Origin of the sequence: Curtobacterium sp. TC1 (assembly GCF_019844075.1) — a bacterium.
Lineage (GTDB): Bacteria > Actinomycetota > Actinomycetes > Actinomycetales > Microbacteriaceae > Curtobacterium.
On record NZ_CP081964.1, the window covers coordinates 1,571,192 to 1,591,457 of the forward strand.

Consider the following 20,266-nt stretch of genomic DNA (forward strand, 5'->3'; position numbering starts at 1 on the left):
GGAGCGACTCAGTACGCGGCCGACTGCCCGCCGTCGATGGGGACGACCGTCGCGTTGACGTAGGACGCGTCGTCGGACAGCAGGAACGCGACGACGGCAGCGATCTCGGGGGCCTCGCCGTAGCGCTTCGTCGGGTTGACCTGGATGAACTCCTCGGCGGCCTTGCGGGGGTTCTCCGCGTCGAGCTGCTTCATCGAGTTCTCGACCATGGGGGTCCAGATGGCGCCGGGGGCGATGGCGTTGATGCGGATGCCGTAGCGGCCGTACTCGACGGCGGAGTTGCGGGTCAGGCCGACGACGCCGTGCTTGGCGGCGGCGTACCCGGACTGGTTGCCGATGCCGCGGATGCCGCCGACGCTCGCGGTGTTCACGACCATGCCGGAGCCCTGCTCACGCATGACCTTGAGCACCTTCTCGAGGCCGAGGAACACGCCACGCAGGTTGATCGAAACGACCTTGTCGAACTCGGCGGCGGTGAAGGACTCCGTGGGGTTCTGCTTGCCCTCGATGCCGGCGTTGTTGAAGAAGCCGTCGATGCGGCCGAAGCGCTCGGTGGTGGCTGTGACGTAGGCGTCGACCTGGGCCTCGTCGGAGACGTCGGCGACGGTCGTCAGGACCTGTGCATCCGGGGTGGCCTCGAGCACGGCGGCCTTCGTGACGTCGAGTCCCTGCTCGGAGACGTCGACGAGGGAGAGTGCGGCGCCCTCGGCGGCCAGGCGGACGGCGGTGGCGCGGCCGAGGCCGGAGCCGCCGCCGGTGATGAGGACGACGCGGTCGGCGAAGCGGGACGTGACGGCGTTGGTTCCGGGCATGGGGGAGGCCTCCTGAGGTCTTCGACGGTGAAGGGCTCGGGGTCCGCAGTGGGGCAGCGAGTCCGATCGATGCATCTGCATCGAGACGTCTAGACTACACCTGTTGTTTTACATAGCGACCAGGGCCCATCGCGCCACCGGCTTCAGCTCGTGACGATCGTGGTCGTCGTCGCGGTGGTCGCCGCCATGATGGCGATCATCGCCGCGGCTTGGATCTCCTCGAGAACTGCCTTCACCGCGGGGCTCGCCCAGGTGCCCGAGGTGATCTCCTTCACCAGGTCCTTGTCGGCGGCGCCGAACTGCTTGCGCAGCGTGTTCGTCGCGTCGAGCAGCCCGACGACCGCGGCGGAGAACGGCGTCGGGCCCGCGCGCCGAGCCAGGACGTCCGCGATGCCGGATCGCAGCAGTGCCTCCGGGGCTCCGTCGCGCTCCGGGTGCTTCGTGGTGGGGAAGAGCCCGAGCACCTTGCCCTGCTCGACGCTGATGATCCCTCGCTCGACGAGTCCGGCGAAGACGTCGTCGCGGAGCCGCTGCTTGCCGAGCCGGCTCACCCACCACTTCGCCTTGCGCGGTGTACCGGCCGCCGCGATCGAGCCGACGACGCCGTCGAGTACCGGGTCGCCAGTGGCAGCGCCGTCGACGACGGTGACCAGGCCGTTCTGCAGCGAGACCGCACCGCGGAGCGCCAGGTCGGCGAGGACCGCTCCCGCGAGACCGGTGTCCAACGTCTGCCCGTCGAGGGACTTCCGGCCATCGGGTTCGATCTGGAGGAGCGCAAACGCCTGCGGGACCGTGAGTTGCTCAGCCATGTCCGCAGCCTGCCACGCGGGGCGGAGGTGCGCCGGGCCTCCAGGCCGACACCCAGCGGCGCCAGCCCGCCCGACGTCAGCAGGCGTCCAGCACCCGAACCATCGCGGCCCGCTCTGCCGGAGCCACCCACAGGCGGTACTTCGCCTTCACCGTGACCTGGTGCTCGATGTAGGTGCAGCGGAAGGCCGTGTTCGCGGGCAGCCAGGTCGCGGCGTCACCCGAGCGCTTCTGGGAGTTCGACCGGCCGTCGACGGCGAACAGGTTCGACGGGTCGTTCGCCAGGGCCTCCCGCTCCGACTGGCTCAGCTGCTGCGCGCCGGTGCGCCAGGCGTTCTCGAGCGCGACGACGTGGTCGATCTGCACGAGGGTCGAGGTCGTGTTCCCGCGCACGAAGTCGATCGTCGCCCCGGTGTACGGCGACACGAGCGTGCCGGTCACCACCTTGCACGGACCCTGGCGGACGATGCGGCTGAGATCGCGCGCGAGCACGTCGTTCCGGGTGTCGCAGCCGTTGTGGTCGACGTCGATCCACGCGCTGCCGAACTCACCGGTGCGGTCGTACCCGGTGCCGGCGGCCTTGCCCTTGACGGGCAGCGTGGCGAGGAGCGCGCGGGCGTCCGCAGCGTCGGTGTCGGTCGACGAGCTGACGGTCGGACTGGAGGCGCGGCTCGGCTCCGGTGCGCCGCTGTCCGTGCCGACGGTGGCCGTGGCGACTGCCGTGGGACCGGCGGCCGCGTCGGCATCCGGTCCGAGGACGCCGGTGGCGTCGAGCGCGTAGCCACCGACCGCGAGGGCCAGGACGACGAGGACGGAGGTGAGGCTGATGCGGGTACGGCGGCGTCGGCGGGACGTCATGGGTGCGTGGAACTCCTGGTGGTGCGGTGGTGCTGTGGTGCTGTGGTGCGGGCCGGGTGGCCTCGACGATCATGGCGGAGACCTCGGACATGGCCGTGGACCGCCACGCTCCGAACCGACGCACGACCACGGCGTAGACAGGTCCGCATGACCGATTACGCGAATCCGTCCGTGTCCGTCACCGGTGGGTCGATGCCGCTCCTGGGCTTCGGCACCTGGCAGATCCCCGACGGCGAGGCGCCCGCCGCCGTCGGCGAAGCGCTGGCGGCCGGGTACCGCCACATCGACACCGCCACGGGCTACAGCAACCAGCGCGGCGTCGGGAAAGCCCTCGCCGCGTCCGGCCTCGCCCGCGAAGACGTGTTCGTGACGACGAAGCTGCCGCCGGACAACGCCGACCGCGTGCGCGAGACGATCGAGGAGAGCCTCGACCAGCTGGGCCTCGACCACCTGGACCTCTGGCTCGTGCACTGGCCGCCGAACGGTGCAGCCCGTCCCGACGTGTGGGAGCAGGTCGTGCAGGCCCAGTCCGACGGGCTGACCCGAGCCGTGGGTGTGAGCAACTACTCGCTCGACCAGATCGACGAGCTCGTGACAGCGACCGGGACGACTCCCGCTGTGAACCAGATCAAGTGGAGCCCGGTCGAGTACGACCGGACGATCGCGGATGGTCTCGCCGAACGCGGGGTCGTCCTCGAGGGCTACAGCCCCTTCAAGGCGAGCAACCTGCAGGACCCGACGCTGCTCGACATCGCGACCGCACACGACGCCGACAGCGCCCAGGTCATCGTCGCGTGGCACGTTGCGCACGGCTTCGTCGTCATCCCGAAGTCGTCGAACCCGGAGCGCATCCGGTCGAACGCCGCCGGGGCCCGCATCGAGCTCTCGGCGGACGAGGTCACGGCGATCGACGCGCTCGCACGCTGACGCCCGCACCCGCGCTCGCCTGATCGCTCCGGCGCGTCAGGCGAGCAGCGAGCGGATGTCGTCGGCCGTCAGGTCCTCGGCGAACAGTGCGTCGTCGTCGATCATCGTGGCGAACAGTTCGGCCTTGCGCGCGGCGAGGGCGAGGACCTTCTCCTCGATGGTGTCCTCGGCGATGAAGCGCTGCACACTGACCGACCGGGTCTGCCCGATGCGGTGGGTGCGGTCGACGGCCTGCGACTCGGCGGCGGGGTTCCACCACGGGTCCAGGACGAACACGGTGTCCGCCTCGGTCAGGGTGAGCCCGAAGCCGCCGGCCTTCAGCGAGATGAGGAACGCCGGCGCGGTGCCCTGCCGGAAGCGCTCGATGACCTCCGGGCGCTTGCGGGTCGACCCGTCGAGGTACTCGTAGCCGACACCCCGCTCGTCGAGGGCGTCCGACACCATCCGCAGGAACGACGTGAACTGGCTGAACACCAGGGCGCGGCGGCCCTCGGCGGCGAGCTGTTCGAGCTCGTCGAGCAGCAGGTCGAGCTTTGCGGAGGGGATCGGCGTCGACGGAGACGTGACGTCCGGATCCGCTGAGCCCGAACCGTTCGAGACCAGCGCGGGCGACAGCGCGAGCATCCGCAGGAGCGTCAGCGACCGGAACACGATCATCCGGTTCTTCGACAGGTCGTCGATGAGGTCGAGGACCTTCAGCCGCTCGCGGTTGAGCGTGCGCTCGTACAGTTCGCGGTGCGCCGGGTCGAGCGTGACGCGGACGACCTGCTCCTGCTTCGGTGGCAGGTCGGCGGCGACGGCCTGCTTCGTCCGGCGGAGCATGAGCGGCCGGATCCGACGCCGGAGCTTCGCGGTCAGTTGCTGACGGGCCTCGCCCCGCAGGTCGGGCGAGGCGAGCGGCTTCACGTAGTCGTCGCCGAACCGGGTCCACGTGGACAGCAGTCCGGGCGCGACGATGTGGAACAGCGCCCACAGGTCGGTCAGCCCGTTCTCGAGCGGGGTGCCGGTGATCGCGAACTTCACCGGTGCCTGCAGCTCGGACGCCACCCGGTGGGTCTGCGACTGCGGGTTCTTCACGAACTGCGCCTCGTCGAGCACGAGCGCCGACCACGGCAGGTCGGTCCACGCCGGGGAGTCGAGCCGGAGCAGCGCGTACGAGGTCACGACGACGTCGGCCTGCGACGCGGTGCGGGCGACGAGCCCGGGGTCCTTCAGTGACGTCGAGGTGACGGCGGACACCCGCAGTGACGGCGTGAACTTCGCGGCCTCGGCCACCCAGTTGCCGACGACCGAGGTGGGCGCGACGACGAGGAACGGCGGCGCCTCGGGGTCTGCTGCACGGCGGGCGGCGACCATCGCGAGCACCTGCAGGGTCTTGCCGAGGCCCATGTCGTCGGCCAGCACCCCGCCGATGCCGTGCGACGCCAGGAACGACAGCCACGCGTACCCGGCGTGCTGGTACGGCCGCAGTTCGGCGTGCACGGTGTCCGGCACGGGGACGTCGCCCGGGGGAGTCGCCCCCATCAGCCCCGCGGTGATCTCCTGCCAGCGTTCGTCGTGCGAGGTCTCGTCGGCGAGCAGGTCGAACTCGGTCCACAGCCCGGCCTGCAGCGGCGTCACCTGGATCGGCTGGTCGGGCTCCCACTCGTCGAGGTCGCGGGCCTCGTCGATGAGTTCCTTGAGCCGGTCGAACGCGGGGTCGGCCAGTGACAGGTAGGAGTTGTCGACGAGCTTGAGTCGCCGCTGTCGACCCGCGAGTGCGGTGAGCAGCGGCGTGAACGGGATCTGCTTGCCGTTGACACTGACGATGATCCCGAGGTCGAACCAGTCGTGCTTGTCCGACGGCATCGTCGTGACGCGGATGTGTGGCCGCCCGCTCAGCCGCTCGTAGTCGAGCCGCTCGCCCTGCACGACGGTCCGGACGCCGAACGCCGGCAGCTCGGGCAGGAACTCGTTCGCGAACACCGCGACGTCGGCTCCGTCGACGGTGCCGTCCTGGAACCAGTCCAGTCCGCCACCGGGGCCGGCAGGGCGGACGGGAGGCTCGGCTGCCGTCGCGTCGTCGGCCGGCGCCGTCGACGTGGCCGGGTCCAGGGCTTCGGCCGCGTCCGCAGGATCGTCGGTGCTGGCGGGATCGTCCGCGGCGCGCAGCCCGGACAGGTCGGGGAGCGGCCCGTGCAGCGAGACCGGGTCCTTGCGGCCGTCGACGTGCCAGCGCCAGTGCAGGTGCACCCGGTCGTCGGTGCGGGGCGCGCGGGCCGGCTCGAACGTCGCCGTGAGCACGAGCTCGGGCGGCGTGCGCTCGGGCAGCTCGACCGACCCGTCGGAGCTGACGAGTCCGAGGGCACCGCGCAGTCGGGGGGACCAGTCGGCCAGGAACTCGTCGACCTCGGCCGTCGGCACCGTGATGCGGGTGCCCTCGAGGAGCATGCGGCGTTGGTCCTCGGGCACGGGCGTCGGGGTCGGTGCGAGTCCGACCGTGAACTCGGGGCTCTCGCGGAACACGTACACACCGTGGTCGCCGACCATCCGCGCTGCACCGTGGACGACCGGGCGGCCGTCGAGCACCGCGCTCGCACCGATCACCACGGCGTCGTCGTGCCGGGCGACGTCGAGCAGCACCTGGGCCTGCTCGCCGAGGACCGCGCCACCCTCGCGCTTGCCGGTCACGAAGGCGATGCCGAGCGCCGACGCCTGCCGGAGCAACGGCCACAGCAGCGGACTGCGGAAGTCGTCGAGGTGGAGCCAGTCGCTCTCGCCGGGCAGCCCAGCGAGCTGCCCGGCGCGGTGCAGGGCCGCGAGCTGCATGAACCACCCGTGCTGCTCGGCGCCGAGGCCAAGGCGGTTCTGCGAGTAGGGGAGCGTGCCCCAGGTCAGCTGCCCGCGCACCCAGTTGCCGGCGTCGCTCCGGGTCACCGGCCGGACCCCGAGCCGCACGCTGCGGGACGGCGCCGGCAGGGCGCGCCCGGCGGCCCGGGCTCGGGCCGCGAGCGCAGCGGGGACCGCGTCACGCAACTCGAACTGCAGACCCATGCGGGTGCTCTGCGGGGTGACCGCCTGCGCGTCGTCACCGGCGAGGCGGGCGAGGTCGTGCCTCCAGTCCGAGGGCGGCGGAGCCGGCGCTTCCGGACGCGGGCCGGCGTTCGCGGCCAGGGCGCGGGCGTTGATGGTGAGCAGCGCAGCGGCGACGTGCTTGCAGTCCCCGCCGAGGGGGCAGCTGCACGTGCTGCGGACCGGCCGGATGAAGTCGCCGCGGGCCACGGTCATGTCGATGCGGCACGCGTAGGGGTCGTCGGCGGTGCCGGACACGGTCGCCGTGACGGTGCCGTCGTCGGCGTTCCAGACGGCGTCGTCGACCAGGCCCGCGCGGACGACGTCGCGCGCGCGACCGAAGGTCTGCGGCCCGACGAAGCGGATGACGTCGACGGCGTCGATCATCGGGGCTGCTGGCACGGGTCAATCGTGCCAGGTGCCACCGACGTCCGTTGCTACGGTGGAACCGCGCCGGAGCGGCGCACCACGACAGGGGGAACACCATGGGGACGAACCGACGGATCGGCATGCTGCTCGCGGGAGCGGCGCTCGTGACCACTGCGCTCGCGGGGTGCGCGTCCGGAGGGACGGACGGGTCCGGTGACGCGGGACCGACACCGACCGAGACCACCGCGGCGACGACGCCGGGGACCGCATCCTGCGACCTCGTCACCGGCCGCGGCAGCGTGACGCTCGAGGAGACTGCCGACGCGTACCGCATCGAGTGGACGGGTGTCCCCGTCGACTCGGACGACAACCGCACCACCTACGAGGTGCAGCTCGGCAACGACGAGATGCAGGGCGGCGTCGACCTGTACATCGAGTACGACACCGTCACCGGCACCACGTACGGCGTCATGCCGCAGGGATCGAACGACGTCGACCCGATCGACGGTGAACCCGAGACTTCGGGGGACACGATCGTCGGGACGTTCCCGAAGGACGACGCACTCACCCCGACCTGGTGGTCGCCGAAGTACACCGTCATCGACGACTCCGGCGCGACCTCGACCGTGTGCACCGACGACGGCCAGGTCATGGACTACGAGCCCCTGTCGTAGCGGACCCGAACGGCACACATCGGACGGGGCTACCGTCTGTGTGGACGGGCGACGACTGCTCGCCGCTCTCCACTCGATTGGACACGCTCATGCCGGACCGCTTGCGGTGGGTGCACGATTCTGCAGACCACTGGAACGTGTGGCTGGGTTCCGAGGTCGTCTGCGACGTCACCCGGACCGACCAGTTCACCGTCGGTTCGCCCGACAATTCGATCGCCGGGGCGCACTCGTCGCTCGAGAGCGCTGCGGCGCAGGTGCAGGGCTGGGTACGCTGGAGCGGACGCTAGGCCGACCGCTTCTCGGTGTTCCCGGGCTCGGCTGCCGCCAGCTTGCTGTGCTTCCGCGAGTACCCGAAGTACACGCCCAGGCCGATCGCGAACCAGATCGCGAACCGCACCCACGTCTCCCACTGCAGGAACGTCACGAGCCACAGCGACGCGATGACGCCGATGACCGGGATGACCGGCATGAACGGCAGCGTGAACTGGCGGTCGAGGTCGGGCTGCCGGTAGCGGAGCACGATCACGGCGGAGCAGACCACCACGAACGCGAGCAGGATGCCGATGTTCGTGAGCTCGGCCACGACGCCGATCGGCAGGACGCCCGCGAGGATCGCCGACGCGATGCCGAGGATCCAGGTCACGCGGGTCGGGACGTGGCGCTTCGGGTCGGTCTTCGCGAACCACTTCGGCATGAGGCCGTCGCGGCTCATCGAGAACCAGACACGGCTGGCGCCGAGCATGAAGGTGACGAGCACCGTGACGATGCCGACGATGGCGCCGATCGCGATGACGTTCGCGACCCCGCCGAGCCCGACCGAGGCGAACGCCGACGAGAAGCCCGAAGCCGGGTCGATGTCGGTGTACTTCTGCATGCCGGTCAGCACGAGGGTCGCCAGCACGTACAGGACCATCGAGATGCCGAGCGACAGCAGGATCGCCTTCGGCATGTGCTTGCGGGCGTCGGTCGACTCCTCGGCCGCGGTGGACATGGCGTCGTAGCCGAACACCGCGAAGAACACCGTCGCGGCACCGGTCATCACGCCGCCGAAGCCGAACGGGAAGTACGGGGAGTAGTTCGCGCTGTTGATGTGGAACACACCGAGCACGACGATGAGCACGACGAGCGCCACCTTGATGCCGACGGCCACGAACTCGAACCGGGCGGCGCTGCGGATGCCCCGGGTGAGGACGAACGCGGTGACGAGGCACAGGATGATCGCGAAGACGTCGATCACGTGGCCGTCGCCGGTGCCGGGTGCGCCGAGCATCCAGGCGGGCAGGTCGATGCCGAACTGGCCCACCAGGAAGCCGACGTACCCCGAGATGCCGATCGCGACCACTGCCACGATCGCGGTGTACTCGAGCAGCAGGTCCCAGCCGATGAACCACCCGACGATCTCGCCGAGGACCGCGTAGCCGTACGTGTACGCACTGCCGGCCTTCGGGATCAGGCCGGCGAACTCGGCGTACGACAGTGCTGCGGCGGCACTCGCGACGCCGGCGACCAGGAAGCTGATGAGGACCGCGGGACCGGCGACACCGTTCGCCACGGTGCCGGCGAGGGTGAAGATCCCCGCGCCGATGATGCCGCCGATGCCGATCGCGGTGAGCTGCCAGAGGCCGAGGTGCCGTTTCAGGCCACCCTCGGCTCCGGTGTCGTCATCGATCGTCTCGATGGGCTTCCGTCGGAAGAGCGTGCGTGTCGTCGTCGTCACCCGCCCATGGTGCACCTTGCGGCGGCTCCGCGCGCGGCGGTCGGCGGGCCGAGACTCGGGCTGAGCGACAGTCCTCGCGCCGCCGGGCCCGTGGAGTGTCGCTCGCCCCGAGACTCGGGGCCACCCGGCCGAGACTCGGGCCCGCCCGCCCGCCCGCTCCGCAGCCCGACCGCAGCCGCGCGGCGTACACATGACCTCATGCGCCATCCGAAACGGATCTAACCCGGCCCCGGACAGGAATCGGTCTGGGACTACCCCCGCCCGCCCGCCGTCGAGCCCGTCACCGCCCGCGTCGTCGTCCGGTTCGGTGGCGCCGTCGTGGCCGACACGACTGACGCGGTGCGGGTCCTGGAGACCTCGCACCCGCCGGTGTACTACCTGCCGATGGCGGACCTCGACCTCCGGCCCGCCCAGGGGTCGAGCATGTGCGAGTTCAAGGGCCGTGCGCGGTACTTCGACGTGGTCGGCGGGGACGGCGCCGTCGCGAGCCGTGCCGCGTGGAACTACCCGACGCCCGAGCCCGGCTACGAATCGCTCCGGGACCGCGTCGCGATCTACCCGTCGGCGATGGACTCGTGCGAGGTCGGCGGCGAGGTCGTGCAGTCGCAGGACGGCGACTTCTACGGCGGCTGGATCACGTCGGACGTCGTCGGACCGTTCAAGGGGGCGCCGGGCACGCTCGGCTGGTGACCCGTCGCTCCGCGGGTGAACCGCGTCAGCGGTTCGCGTAGGGCGACCAGAACGGCGGCGGGAACGCGCCGGCGGTCGCGATGACCAACAACTGCCAGACGATCATGACCAGCCCGACCGCACCGATGACGATGCCGATCCACGCCCAGACCTGCACCGCCCGGCGACGGCGGCCGGCGATCGTGATCGCGCGCCAGCCGCTCAGCACACAGACGATGCCGAACGCGGCGCCGAGCAGGACGTGCCGGACCGTGCCCTGCGCCGGCACGATGATGCCGAGGTAGAACGCGACCGGTCCGAGCAGCACGGCGAAGGTCGCGGGGGCTGCTGGCGGTTCGTGGTCCCGAGCGGGTGCTCCCATGCGTCTGAATCTACCGAGCGGGCCGCGTTCCGTACACGCCCGAGCGCCGTCGTCCGGGAGCGGGCACCATGGAGGCATGCGTTCCTTCCTCCGCGTCCTGCTCGGCCTGGCGCTCGTGTTCGCCGGCACGAGCCACCTCACCTTCGCGCGCAAGGAGTTCACGGCCCAGGTGCCGGAGTTCGTGCCGTTGTCGGAGGACACGACCGTGCTGGCCTCGGGTGTCGCGGAGATCACCCTCGGTTCGGCGCTCGTCCTCGCTCCGAAGCCGGCTCGGCGTTTCGTCGGTTCCGTCGCTGCGCTGTTCTTCACGGTGATCTTCCCGGGCAACCTGTCGCAGTGGGTGAACCGCCGCGACGCCTTCGGTCTCGACAGCGACGAGAAGCGGGTCGCGCGCCTGTTCGGTCAGCCGCTCCTCATCGCTGCTGCCCTCTGGTCCACGCGCGGTCGGCGGTCCTGATGGACGCGCCCGCCCGGTCGTCCGGCCCGGCCGACGTCGGGTCGAGTCCGGAGTCGGTCCGAGGGTCGGTTCCGGGTTCGGCTCTCGATCCGCTCGGGTCGGCTCCGGCACGGTTCGGACGGGAGGCCCGCCACCCGTTGGCAGGACGCCGCCGCGTCGCTGACATGGTCGCCTCCATCGCCCTGCTCGTCGTGCTGACGCTCGAAGCGTTGGCAGCGGGGTGGGGCATCAAGCTCATGTCGTTGGCGTTCGTGTCGTGCGCGGCCCCGGGGAACACCTGCAACGTGGGGCTGGGCGACTCGGTCGTGACCGTCGGGCCGATACTGATCGCGCTGGTGCTGGTCGCCTCGATCGTGGTGTGCATCCTGCGGCTGGTGCGGCGTCGGCTGGCGTGGCCGGTCGTGCTCGTCGGGATGGCCGCCGTCGTCGCGGTGTTCTTCGCGGCGCTGCTGCTCATCGAGAGCTCGGTGACGCACGGCATCTGAGCGGCGCTGCCGTCCCGAGGTTCCGAGGCTTCCCGAGTCGTCCCGAGTCGTCCCGAGTCGTCCCGAGGTTCCGAGTCGTCCCGAGGTTCCGAAATCTCGGCATGTCGGCGTCCCATTCGTCGAGGTCTGGAACCTCGGCGATCATCAGGCGGCATGTCGTGGAACCTCGGCGAGCCGGTCAGGTCTGGACTGAAGCCCCGTCCAACGTCGTTATCGCGCTGGCCGAAGTCGGACGGCCCGCGGCCTCAAGGTCGTCCTCCACAGGTGACTGCGGCGGCGAGGTTGTCCACAGATGCACACGATGGTCGTCGGTGAGCGGGTGGTGTTCGCGACGCTGGAGGCATGCCTGACACCGACACCCTCGACCGCCTGATCCGAACCCCTGTCCGTACCGACGACGACGTCGTCCAACTCGTCGCCGCCCTGGTCGACCGCCCGGTGCGTCGGCAGTGCTGGGTGGTGTTCCTCGACGAACGCGGGATGTCGATCCCGTTCCTGCTGCCCATCGCCGACCTGCCGTACCAGCCGGACGAGCACGTCAACGACTTCGCGTCGTTGATCTCCGAGATCGTCGGGCAGCTCGGCGCGGTCGACGTGGTGCTCGCGTGGGAGCGGCCCGGCGTCGACCGGGTGCACCCGGTCGACTGGGAGTGGGTCGACGCGTGCGCCTGCGCCCTCGACGAGCACGCGATCCGGCTGCGCGCCCAGGTGATCGTCCACGACGGCGGCGCCGCGATGATCGAACTCGACGAGCACGACCAGGAAGCGGCATGACCGTCGGGCCCGGTCGTCTCGTGACCGGTCAGCCCTGTGGCGCGGTGTCGGGCACGGTCTCGCCCGTCAGCCCTTCGACGACGGCCTTGGCCGCGGGCCAGGACTTCGCGTAGTGCTCGGGGTCCGAGTTGATCTGCACCGCGTGCGCCATCTGCGTCGGCGTCATCGTCTTCCAACCGGGCACCTTGACGAGCTTCGCGTAGAACATCGACGCCGCCGTGTACGGGTCCATTCGCTGCTCGTACGTGCCCCAGGCGCCGTTGTCGCGCTGCTGGAACAGGCCGCGGCTGTCCGGGCCGGCGGCGTCGCCGTGGTCCAGGTTCACCAGGCTCGACTCGCCGATCGCCGTCATGACCCCGACGGCCTGGGTGTGCGGCCCGATACCGAGCGCTTTCGCGGCCTGGATCACGGACGCAGCGTTGACCAGGCGGTCCTGGCAGAAACCCGCGATGGGACCGGCGGGGACGACCATGCCACCGACGGTCTTCGAGGCGACCTTCGGGCACGTCGGGGTGGCGTCGGCGGCGCTGGACTTCGCGATCCCCGCGATCGAGTTGACCGCGATGACGACGAGCACCACGACCCCGATGCCGACGACCACGATGCCGGCGCCGAACACCGACGCGAGCGTGATGCCGACACGGCGCATGACGGGACCTCTCGACGGACGGGGCGGGGCAGGCGGAGCACGACGAGCGTACGTGCGCCGCCTGGGAACCGCACCCGCCCGATCGGGGGCCGCGGTGACCCGCTGCCGGTCGTGGTTCGCCGAATGCGGGGTTCGGGAACCAGGACCGCCAGCGGCAACACGAGCTTCGGTCCGACGTCAGCTTCGGTCCGACGTCAGCTTCGGTCCGACGTCAGCTTCGGTCCGACGTCAGCGGCGGCCCGACGTCAGCGGCGGCGTCGGCGTGACCTGCTCCGACCCCATCCGCCGGCGGAGAGCGAGACGAGCGCGATGGCCGCGATGACGATCGTCCAGATGACGGCGGTCGCGTCCATCAGACGTCGCGGTGGTCGTGCGGCGGGTGCTGCACCTTCGTCGGTTCGGTGACCAGGCCGGTCGGGGCCTTCTCCGGCTGCTTGCGGCCGTGTGTGAACCACGTCACCGCCCACAGCACCACGCCGAGGGCCAGCAGTGCGCCGGCGATCTGGTACTGCTGCGGGTCACGACCGGACGAGAACGGCAGCACGAGCCACAGGCAGGTGATGATGCCGATGACGGGGATGATGACGCCGGCACGGAAGTGCTTGTGGTCGACCTTGTCGCGGCGGAGCACGAGCACCGTCAGGTTCACGACGGCGAACACGGTGAGCAGCAGGAGCGAGGTCGTGCCACCGAGGACGACCACGATCGGGGAGTCCGGGTCGAGCGAGACCCAGCCGATGAGCAGCAGGGAGATCGCGGTGGTGAAGACGATCGCGTTCGACGGGGTGCGACGGGCGGGGGAGATGCGGGCCAGGAAGCCCGGCAGCACGCCCTGCTTGCTCATGCCGTACAGCAGGCGCGACGCCATCATCATGTTGATCAGGGCGGTGTTGGCCACGGCGAACATCGAGATGAAGGGCAGCAGGTCGGCGATCGGGAAGTCCGGCGCCGCGGTCTGCACGACGGTCACGAGCGGGGTCTCGTTGCCGGCGAGCTCACCGATCGGCACGACAGCGACGGCGCAGATGGACACGAGCGTGTAGATCACGGCCGTGATGCCGAGGCCGGTGAGCATGACCTTCGGGAAGATCCGCGAGGGGTCCTTCGTCTCCTCCGCCATGTTCACCGAGTCCTCGAAGCCGACCATCGCGAAGAACGCCAACGACGTCGCCGTGGAGATCGACATGAGCAGGGTCTTGTCCTCGGGGGTCTCGAACATCACCACGCGCGAGAAGTCCGCGTTGCCGCCCGCGATGGCCCAGAAACCGATGAGGATCACCATGACGAGACCGGACAGTTCGACCAGGGTGAGGACGACGTTCGTCTTCACGCTCTCGCTGACGCCGCGGAAGTTGATCGCCATCACCGCGAGCATGAAGCCCATGGCGATCAGCATCACGACGACGTTCGGCAATTCGAGGCCGAACCCGACGCCGAGGTTGGCGGCGAACGCGCGCGACGCCGTCGACGCCGAGGTGATGCCGGAGCACATCACGATGAAGGTCACGATGAAGGTGATGAAGTGGACGCCGAACGCCTTGTGCACGTAGAGCGCAGCGCCCGCGGTCTGCGGGTACTTCGTCACGAGTTCCAGGTACGAGAACGCCGTCAGCAGGGCGACCGCGAAGGCGATGAGGAAGGGGAGCCACGCTGCTCCTCCGACCTCTGCCGCAACCTGACCGGTGAGCGCGTAGACACCCGTCCCCAGGATGTCGCCGACGATGAACAGCAGCAGGAGCTTGGGACCGATGACCCGGCGGAGCTCGGGCTGCTCCTGCTGTGGTCGGTCCGTCTTCGTGGTGGCCATGCGTCACCCTTGCGCGCGGGACACCTTGCTGTCTAGTCCCACAGGAAGGTTTCTCGCGATCGCAACACGGTCGCTCGGCGACGGATACTCTCCGGGCCATGGACCACGAGCCGAACACCACCGAAGAGCCCGTCGAGTTCGCCGACTTCAACGCGAAGCTGCTGGTGCTCGACGTCCTCTGCTACGACCTCGACGTCCTCGACCCGTACGACCCGGAGACCGCCGACGAGACGGACGAGGACCTCGACGTGGACGGCCAGGACGACCGCGCCCGCGAGTACTACGACGACCTGGAACTCCTGCCGTCGCACCTGTCGCTCGTCACGGAGCTCACCGTCGACACCGACCTCGAGGTGCTCCAGGACGTGCACCCCGGTTGGGAGGGCTCCGACGACCGCTTCGACCCGCAGAACTGGGACGACGTCCTCGACCTGCCGGCACTCCGCACCGTGTACGCCGCGGCACCGCTGCCCGCCCACGTCGCCGAGGCCCTGGCCGCGAAGGACATCGAGGTCCGCTCGGCCTGAGCGGGCACCCGACCTGGGCTACCGGGCCAGCGCCTGCAGCTGCTCGGTGAACTGCTTCGCGCCGCCCTGTGCCGGGTGCCGGACGGCGATCGCCTCGATGCCGGCCAGCGCGAGCGCACCCTGGGCCTTCCGACCCACGGCGACGACCCGGACCCGGTCGACGCCACCGAGTGCCTCGAGCAGTGCGAGGGCGACGGGTGCTCCCGAACGCACCTCGGCCGGACGGGGTGTGCGGTTCGTCCGGCGGTCCGGTGCGACGAAGGGGTGGTGCGGGAAGATCGCCCACGCCACGGGCAGCGGTCCGGTCCAGTCGGACAGCGCAGCCTGCACGACGCGCGAGGACGCCTCCCACGGTGCCGTCGGCTCAGGAGGTGCGGAGTACCCGGGTCCGAGCTCGCGCATGCTCGTGAACGGGATGCCGGTGTTCGTCATGCCGCGCCACCCGGGCGCCTCGGCCACGAGCAGGGTGTCCGCCGCCGGCCCGAAGCGCTCCAGGTACCGCTGCAGGTTCGACCGGCGCAGTCGTCCCTCGGCCGAACCGAGGTCGTACAGCGCTTCGGCGTCGGGCTCGACCGGCACGGCGTCGAGCGCCGCCCAGAACGCGTCGAACGCCGTCACCTCACGATCCGACCCGCGACCCGCTGCCGAGCACCCGGCGGTACACGTCCTCGAGGCCCGAAGCCGACCGCTCCCAGCTCAGACGCTCCGCGTGCTCGCGGCCCGCCGAGGCCAGCCCCGCCGCGTACCCGGAGTCCGTCAGGATCCGCTCGATCTCGGCAGCCCACACCGACGGCTCACGGGACTCGAGCACGACGCCCGTCTCCCCGTCGACCACGGCCTCGCGCAGACCCCCGGCAGCGGCCGCCACGACCGGCACGCCGGACGCCGAGCCCTCCAGCGCCACGAGACCGTACGTCTCGGAGTGCGACGGCACGAGCACGGCTGCCGCGCCACGGAACAGGAACGCCAGGTCGGCACGCGACTGCGGCCCGATGAAGGTGACGCGGTCGGCGATGCCACGCGCGGCGGCGAGCCGACGCAGTTCGTCCACGTAGTCACCCGCCTCACTCGAGGCATCACCCGCGATGACCAACGTGGGGCGGGCCTCCTGGCTGATGCCCGCGATCGCCTCGATGGCCAGGTCGAGCCCCTTCAACGGCTGGACGCGAGCCGCCGCGACGACGTAGGGGGTGGCGGCTCGGCGTGCCCCGACGGCCGCGGGGCGGAAGACGGACCCGTCGACCCCAGGCGGCACGATCCAGATGCGCGCGTCGGCACCGCCGAGCCGCGTCCGGACCGTCGAGGCCTCGGCCTCGGACACCACGACGACTGCATCGGACTCCCGAGCCAGCAGCTGTTCGCCCGCGATGCGCCCGGCGGACTCGGGCCGCTCGCCCTCGGACAGCGGTGTCTCGGGGCCGGCCGCGATCGAGTGGAAGGACTGCACGTGCGGGATGCCGCGCTCACGGGCGACCGGCAGCGCAGCGGCACCGGAGAACCAGTGGTGCGAGTGCAGGACGTCGAACGGCCCGAGCTGCTCGAGCTCGCGCCGGAACGGCTCGATGAACGCGTCGTGCTCGCCCTTCGGCACCGGCTCCGCCGGACCCGCCGACAGGAACCGCAGACACACACCCGGCACGAGCGACACCGAGTCCGGCTGCGTCGGCGCCGAACGCCGCGTGATGATGTCGACGTGGTGGCCACGGTCGGCCAACGCCTCGGCCTGGTGTCGGACGACGACGTTCATGCCGCCGACCTCGCCCGATCCGGGTTCGTCTCCGGGGGAGGTGTGCAGCGACACCAGCCCGATGTGCAGGGGTTCGCTCGTCGTGCTCACCGGTCAACCCTAGCCGCGCGGCCTCCGCTGCGACGGGCGCGCGGGCGCCACCACGACGGGCCGGCGGCCCGCCTCGTCCGCAGGATCGGTGGGGAGGCGCGGCTCGCCTCCCAGGATCTGCACGCGCTGGTCGCCGTGTCGCTCCCAGAACGCCGCCGTCCAGGCACAGAGGGCGCCGTCGAGCAGGTCCTCGCGGTGCTTGTGCGTCGGACCGTGCAGCACCGACGGGTCGGCGAGCCGCGCTGTCAGCGGGTGCGAGTCGAGCAGCAGCGCCGGGTCGAGCGGCGTCACTCGCAGACGCCGGACGAGCTCGTCGAACGCCTCGGCGCGACGGGCACGTGCCTCGGCGGCGGGGATCCGGAGGTCGAGTCGCTTGTAGCGGGGACGCTCGACGTCGTACCCGAGCTCCTCCACCCCGACGAGCGTCGTGTAGGGGTAGCACTCGAACACCGCCGGCCCGGTCCTGTCGTGCATCGATGCGGTGTCGGACACGTAGTCGACGCCGAGCTCGGTGAGCCGGTCGAGCAGCTGGGTGCCGGCGCTCGCCGCAGAGGCCTGGTTCGTCGGGTTCGCCGCGACCTTCCACCGGCCGTACCGCTGCCCGACCTGCCGTTCCGCTTCGCGGATCCCCGTCGGGTTCGTCACCACGAGTGAGGCGTCGACCGCGATGAGCGACCGCGGCCCGAGGTGTGCCGCGATCCAGTCGGCGACGTCGTCGACCCCGCGGGCCCATCCGGCATCGGTGATCGTGCCGTCGGACTCCATCGCGACCAGTCCGGTCTCGTTCGGCGCGCGGCTCGCGGTGCCGAGCCCCCACGCCAGGTCCACTCCGAGGTACGCGCTCACTCGTCCATCGTGCACCGAGTACCTTCCGCTGCATGGCGAGCGAAGCGACGACGGTGCGGGTACCCGGGCCCGACGGGGGCCGCGAGGTCCGGATCAGCAGTCCATCGCGCGTGCTCTGGCCGGACGCCGGGATCACGAAGCTCGACCTCGCCGAGTACCTGGTGACCGTGGGCGACGCCTTCGTCCGGGCCAACGGCGACCGGCCCATCTCGCTGCAGCGGTTCCCCGGCGGTGTCGACGGCGAGCAGTTCTTCTCGAAGAACCCGCCGAAGGGCGCCCCGGAGTACGTGCGATCGGTCACGGTGACGTACCCGAGCGGCCGGAAGCACCCGCAGCTCGTGGTCGACGAGCCGGCCGTGGCGGTGTGGGCCGCGCAGATGAACACCGTGGTCTTCCACCCCTGGGCGTCGCGCGCCGAGGACAGCGACCACCCGGACCAGCTCCGCATCGACCTCGACCCGCAGCCCGGCACGGACTTCTCGGACACGGTGCCGGTGGCGCAGGAGCTCCGGAAGGTCCTGGCGGAAGCGGGTCTGACGGCGTGGATCAAGACGAGCGGCAACCGCGGTCTCCACGTGTTCGCCCCGATCGCACCCGAGCACGAGTTCCTCGACGTCCGGCACGCCGTGATCGCCGCCGCACGCGAACTCGAACGCCGGATGCCCGACCGGGTCACGACGGCGTGGTGGAAGGAGGAACGCGGCCAGCGGGTCTTCGTCGACTTCAACCAGGCGAACCGCGACCGCACGATGGCCGGTGCCTACAGTCCGCGGGCACTGGCGCACGCCTCGGTGTCGACGCCGATCACCTGGGACGAACTGCCGACAGCCGACCCGACGACGTTCACGATCGGGACGGCCCCGGAACGTCTGGCGACGATCGGTGATCCGTGGCAGTCGATGCACGACGAGCACGCGAGCATCGCCCCGCTGCTGGAGTGGTGGGAGCGCGACCTGGAGAACGGTGAGGGCGAGCTGCCCTTCCCGCCGGACTTCCCGAAGATGCCCGGCGAACCACCGCGCGTGCAGCCGTCGCGAGCGAAGAAGCCCTGAACCGAGTCAGACGGCGGGCAGCGTGTCCGTCGAACGATCCGGGTCGTCGACACGCGACGTCTGCAGGGGCAGTCCGACGCTCGCCGTGTGCAGGCGGGTCAGCCGCGACCAGGTGCCGCGGTGCGCGTCGCTGATGCCGTCGACGATCACGAGCCCAGACCGATCGTGACCAGGGCGAGCGCCGTGGCGGTCACGCCGGCGATGGCGCTGATGACCGCACTGAGCTGGAGGGTGCGCTGGCGGCGTGCCTCGCGCACCTCGGTGAAGGGGTTCCGCTGCGAGTGGCGGACAAGCGTGCTGGTGCTCATGTCGATCCGCTTTCGATCCTGGGGCTCCCGGGATGGGTGCCTCGTGCTGCTGATCACCATGCTGGCAGCGCGTCGCTAGTTTGCCTAACTACTTTCCTGCTGGTGCCGCGAACACGTCGAAAAACGGACAAGGAGGCGTCAGGACAGGACATCCCGCAGGTCGTACGCGGAGGGCACCTCGAGCTGGTCGAAGCCGCACGACTCCGCGTCGCGGTCCGGGCGCCACCGCTCGAACTGCACCGTGTGCCGGAACCGCTCGCCCTCCATCTGGTCGTACCGGACCTCGAGCACGACCTCCGGCGCCAGCCGGACGAACGACGTGTCGCGACCCGACGAGAAACGCGACCGTTCCCCGTCGCCGGTGACGGGCCTCCCGTCCGCATCGCGGAGCACGACGGGCTCGAGCTCGTCGACCAGGGCGAGCCGGCGTTCGTCGGAGAAGGCGGACACGCCGCCCACCTGGCGGAGCTCGCCGTCGTCGCCGTACAACCCCACGAGCAGCGACCCGACCCCCGAGCCGCTCTTGTGCACGCGGTACCCGATCGCGACGACGTCGGCCGTCCGGTGGTGCTTGATCTTGAGCATCGTCCGCTTGCCCGGCTCGTACGGCTTGGCCCGGCGTTTGGCGACGACGCCGTCGAGTCCGGCGCCCTCGAAGGTGGTGAGCCACTCGCGGGCCTGTTCGACGTCGAGCGTGGTGCGCGTGACGAACAGCGGGTCGGCCATACCGCTCGTGAGCTGTTCCAGGCGTTCGCGGCGCTCGTCGAACGGCAGGTCGACCAGCTCGTCGCCGTCCGCCGCGAGCAGGTCGAACGCCACGAACTGTGCCGGCGTCTCGGCGCTGAGCTTCGCGATCCGCGACGCCGCCGGGTGGATGCGTTGCGACAGCGCCTCCCAGTCGAGGCGTTCGGCTCCGGGCTCGCCGGAACGCAGGATCACCTCGCCGTCGAGCACGACAGGATGGTCGCGGCCGCCGAACTGGGCGCGGAACGCCTCGACGAGTTCGGGGAAGTAGCGGGTGAGCGGTTTCGCCCCGCGGCTGCCGATCTCGACGTCGTCGCCGTCGATCGTCACGATGCCGCGGAAGCCGTCCCACTTCGGTTCGTACCGCAGGCCGCCGGTCACGCTGTCGGGTTCCGGGACGTCGGCGACGGCCTTGGCCAGCATCGGTGCGATCTCCATGGGCCCTGTCTACTCGGGCGGTCCCTCGCTTCGTGAGCAGGAATGGTCGGGTCCGGCGCGACGACTCGACCATTTC

Annotated in this window: 23 protein-coding genes; 9 read left to right on the top strand and 14 right to left on the bottom strand. The window is 70.7% G+C overall.

Features of this window, described 5'->3' with window-relative positions:
* Positions 1 to 8 precede the first annotated feature (8 nt).
* From KZI27_RS08560 to KZI27_RS08570, 3 genes are all read right to left on the bottom strand, one after another.
* The gene (locus tag KZI27_RS08560) at positions 9 to 812 is read right to left on the bottom strand and encodes an SDR family oxidoreductase (RefSeq protein ID WP_222660590.1); all 804 of its coding nucleotides are present in this window, start codon (positions 810 to 812) and stop codon (positions 9 to 11) included.
* 143 nt (positions 813 to 955) lie between these two features.
* On the bottom strand, positions 956 to 1,621 hold the full coding sequence (locus tag KZI27_RS08565) for a GOLPH3/VPS74 family protein (protein WP_222660592.1): 666 nt from the start codon (positions 1,619 to 1,621) through the stop codon (positions 956 to 958).
* Between the two features lie 76 nt (positions 1,622 to 1,697).
* Positions 1,698 to 2,477, bottom strand: coding sequence for an HNH endonuclease family protein (locus KZI27_RS08570; protein ID WP_222660594.1), 780 nt, complete (start codon positions 2,475 to 2,477; stop codon positions 1,698 to 1,700).
* Positions 2,478 to 2,624: 147 nt separating this feature from the next.
* Between KZI27_RS08570 and KZI27_RS08575 the strand changes: the two genes are divergently transcribed.
* Positions 2,625 to 3,404: an aldo/keto reductase gene (locus tag KZI27_RS08575; protein WP_222660595.1), complete on the top strand. Its 780-nt coding sequence runs from the start codon at positions 2,625 to 2,627 to the stop codon at positions 3,402 to 3,404.
* A 36-nt stretch (positions 3,405 to 3,440) separates the two neighbouring features.
* On the opposite strand, the gene KZI27_RS08580 is transcribed toward KZI27_RS08575, so the two are convergent.
* Positions 3,441 to 6,857: a DEAD/DEAH box helicase gene (locus KZI27_RS08580; RefSeq protein ID WP_222660597.1), complete on the bottom strand. Its 3,417-nt coding sequence runs from the start codon at positions 6,855 to 6,857 to the stop codon at positions 3,441 to 3,443.
* 83 nt (positions 6,858 to 6,940) lie between these two features.
* Here KZI27_RS08580 and KZI27_RS08585 point away from each other — a divergent pair, with 83 nt between their 5' ends.
* Both KZI27_RS08585 and KZI27_RS08590 read left to right on the top strand, forming a co-directional pair.
* Complete coding sequence (locus KZI27_RS08585) at positions 6,941 to 7,498, top strand: hypothetical protein (RefSeq protein WP_222660599.1); 558 nt, start codon at positions 6,941 to 6,943, stop codon at positions 7,496 to 7,498.
* Between the two features lie 110 nt (positions 7,499 to 7,608).
* Positions 7,609 to 7,785 (top strand): hypothetical protein, encoded by a 177-nt coding sequence (locus tag KZI27_RS08590; protein WP_185021381.1) that lies wholly within the window; start codon positions 7,609 to 7,611, stop codon positions 7,783 to 7,785.
* Here the strand turns inward: KZI27_RS08590 and KZI27_RS08595 are convergent.
* Complete coding sequence (locus KZI27_RS08595; RefSeq protein WP_222660601.1) at positions 7,782 to 9,215, bottom strand: amino acid permease; 1,434 nt, start codon at positions 9,213 to 9,215, stop codon at positions 7,782 to 7,784. The two genes, KZI27_RS08590 and KZI27_RS08595, sit on opposite strands and share 4 nt — an antisense overlap.
* Before the next feature lie 318 nt (positions 9,216 to 9,533).
* Between KZI27_RS08595 and KZI27_RS08600 the strand changes: the two genes are divergently transcribed.
* Positions 9,534 to 9,905, top strand: coding sequence for a DUF427 domain-containing protein (locus KZI27_RS08600; RefSeq protein ID WP_410004027.1), 372 nt, complete (start codon positions 9,534 to 9,536; stop codon positions 9,903 to 9,905).
* Positions 9,906 to 9,930: 25 nt separating this feature from the next.
* Here the strand turns inward: KZI27_RS08600 and KZI27_RS08605 are convergent, their stop codons facing one another.
* Positions 9,931 to 10,266: a hypothetical protein gene (locus tag KZI27_RS08605; protein WP_222660603.1), complete on the bottom strand. Its 336-nt coding sequence runs from the start codon at positions 10,264 to 10,266 to the stop codon at positions 9,931 to 9,933.
* Between the two features lie 76 nt (positions 10,267 to 10,342).
* Here KZI27_RS08605 and KZI27_RS08610 point away from each other — a divergent pair, with 76 nt between their 5' ends.
* The 3 genes from KZI27_RS08610 (at position 10,343) to KZI27_RS08620 (ending at position 11,982) form a co-directional block, all read left to right on the top strand.
* Complete coding sequence (locus tag KZI27_RS08610) at positions 10,343 to 10,723, top strand: hypothetical protein (protein WP_222660605.1); 381 nt, start codon at positions 10,343 to 10,345, stop codon at positions 10,721 to 10,723.
* Positions 10,723 to 11,208 carry a DUF6264 family protein gene (locus KZI27_RS08615; protein ID WP_261784187.1) on the top strand — a complete coding sequence of 162 codons (486 nt, stop codon included), beginning with the start codon at positions 10,723 to 10,725 and terminating at the stop codon, positions 11,206 to 11,208. The genes KZI27_RS08610 and KZI27_RS08615 overlap by 1 nt, the downstream gene beginning before the upstream one ends.
* Before the next feature lie 342 nt (positions 11,209 to 11,550).
* Positions 11,551 to 11,982: a hypothetical protein gene (locus KZI27_RS08620; RefSeq protein WP_222660607.1), complete on the top strand. Its 432-nt coding sequence runs from the start codon at positions 11,551 to 11,553 to the stop codon at positions 11,980 to 11,982.
* A 28-nt stretch (positions 11,983 to 12,010) separates the two neighbouring features.
* Here KZI27_RS08620 and KZI27_RS08625 read toward each other — a convergent pair whose 3' ends face one another.
* The gene (locus tag KZI27_RS08625) at positions 12,011 to 12,631 is read right to left on the bottom strand and encodes a hypothetical protein (RefSeq protein WP_123313009.1); all 621 of its coding nucleotides are present in this window, start codon (positions 12,629 to 12,631) and stop codon (positions 12,011 to 12,013) included.
* A gap of 352 nt (positions 12,632 to 12,983) precedes the next feature.
* Positions 12,984 to 14,438 (bottom strand): APC family permease, encoded by a 1,455-nt coding sequence (locus KZI27_RS08630; RefSeq protein WP_222660609.1) that lies wholly within the window; start codon positions 14,436 to 14,438, stop codon positions 12,984 to 12,986.
* A gap of 98 nt (positions 14,439 to 14,536) precedes the next feature.
* Between KZI27_RS08630 and KZI27_RS08635 the strand changes: the two genes are divergently transcribed.
* A complete protein-coding gene (locus KZI27_RS08635; protein WP_222660611.1) occupies positions 14,537 to 14,965 on the top strand; it encodes a DUF6892 domain-containing protein in 429 nt (142 codons plus the stop codon).
* Between the two features lie 18 nt (positions 14,966 to 14,983).
* Here the strand turns inward: KZI27_RS08635 and KZI27_RS08640 are convergent, their stop codons facing one another.
* Genes KZI27_RS08640 through KZI27_RS08650 form a run of 3 tightly spaced genes read right to left on the bottom strand, consistent with a single transcriptional unit; the run spans position 14,984 to position 17,648 of the window.
* On the bottom strand, positions 14,984 to 15,583 hold the full coding sequence (locus KZI27_RS08640) for a uracil-DNA glycosylase (protein WP_222660613.1): 600 nt from the start codon (positions 15,581 to 15,583) through the stop codon (positions 14,984 to 14,986).
* Position 15,584: 1 nt separating this feature from the next.
* The gene (locus KZI27_RS08645; protein WP_222660615.1) at positions 15,585 to 16,802 is read right to left on the bottom strand and encodes a glycosyltransferase; all 1,218 of its coding nucleotides are present in this window, start codon (positions 16,800 to 16,802) and stop codon (positions 15,585 to 15,587) included.
* A 9-nt stretch (positions 16,803 to 16,811) separates the two neighbouring features.
* Positions 16,812 to 17,648, bottom strand: a complete 837-nt coding sequence (locus KZI27_RS08650; RefSeq protein ID WP_222660617.1) for a DUF429 domain-containing protein — start codon at positions 17,646 to 17,648, stop codon at positions 16,812 to 16,814.
* Positions 17,649 to 17,680: 32 nt separating this feature from the next.
* Between KZI27_RS08650 and ligD the strand changes: the two genes are divergently transcribed.
* On the top strand, positions 17,681 to 18,700 hold the full coding sequence (ligD, locus tag KZI27_RS08655) for a non-homologous end-joining DNA ligase (protein ID WP_222660619.1): 1,020 nt from the start codon (positions 17,681 to 17,683) through the stop codon (positions 18,698 to 18,700).
* A 6-nt stretch (positions 18,701 to 18,706) separates the two neighbouring features.
* Here the strand turns inward: ligD and KZI27_RS08660 are convergent, their stop codons facing one another.
* From KZI27_RS08660 to KZI27_RS08670, 3 genes are all read right to left on the bottom strand, one after another.
* Positions 18,707 to 18,850, bottom strand: a complete 144-nt coding sequence (locus KZI27_RS08660) for a hypothetical protein (protein WP_185021377.1) — start codon at positions 18,848 to 18,850, stop codon at positions 18,707 to 18,709.
* Complete coding sequence (locus KZI27_RS08665) at positions 18,847 to 19,008, bottom strand: hypothetical protein (protein ID WP_159573681.1); 162 nt, start codon at positions 19,006 to 19,008, stop codon at positions 18,847 to 18,849. The genes KZI27_RS08660 and KZI27_RS08665 overlap by 4 nt, the downstream gene beginning before the upstream one ends.
* A gap of 138 nt (positions 19,009 to 19,146) precedes the next feature.
* Entirely contained in the window at positions 19,147 to 20,190 is a 1,044-nt protein-coding gene (locus KZI27_RS08670; RefSeq protein WP_222660621.1) for an ATP-dependent DNA ligase, read from the bottom strand.
* Between the last annotated feature and the right edge of the window lie 76 nt (positions 20,191 to 20,266).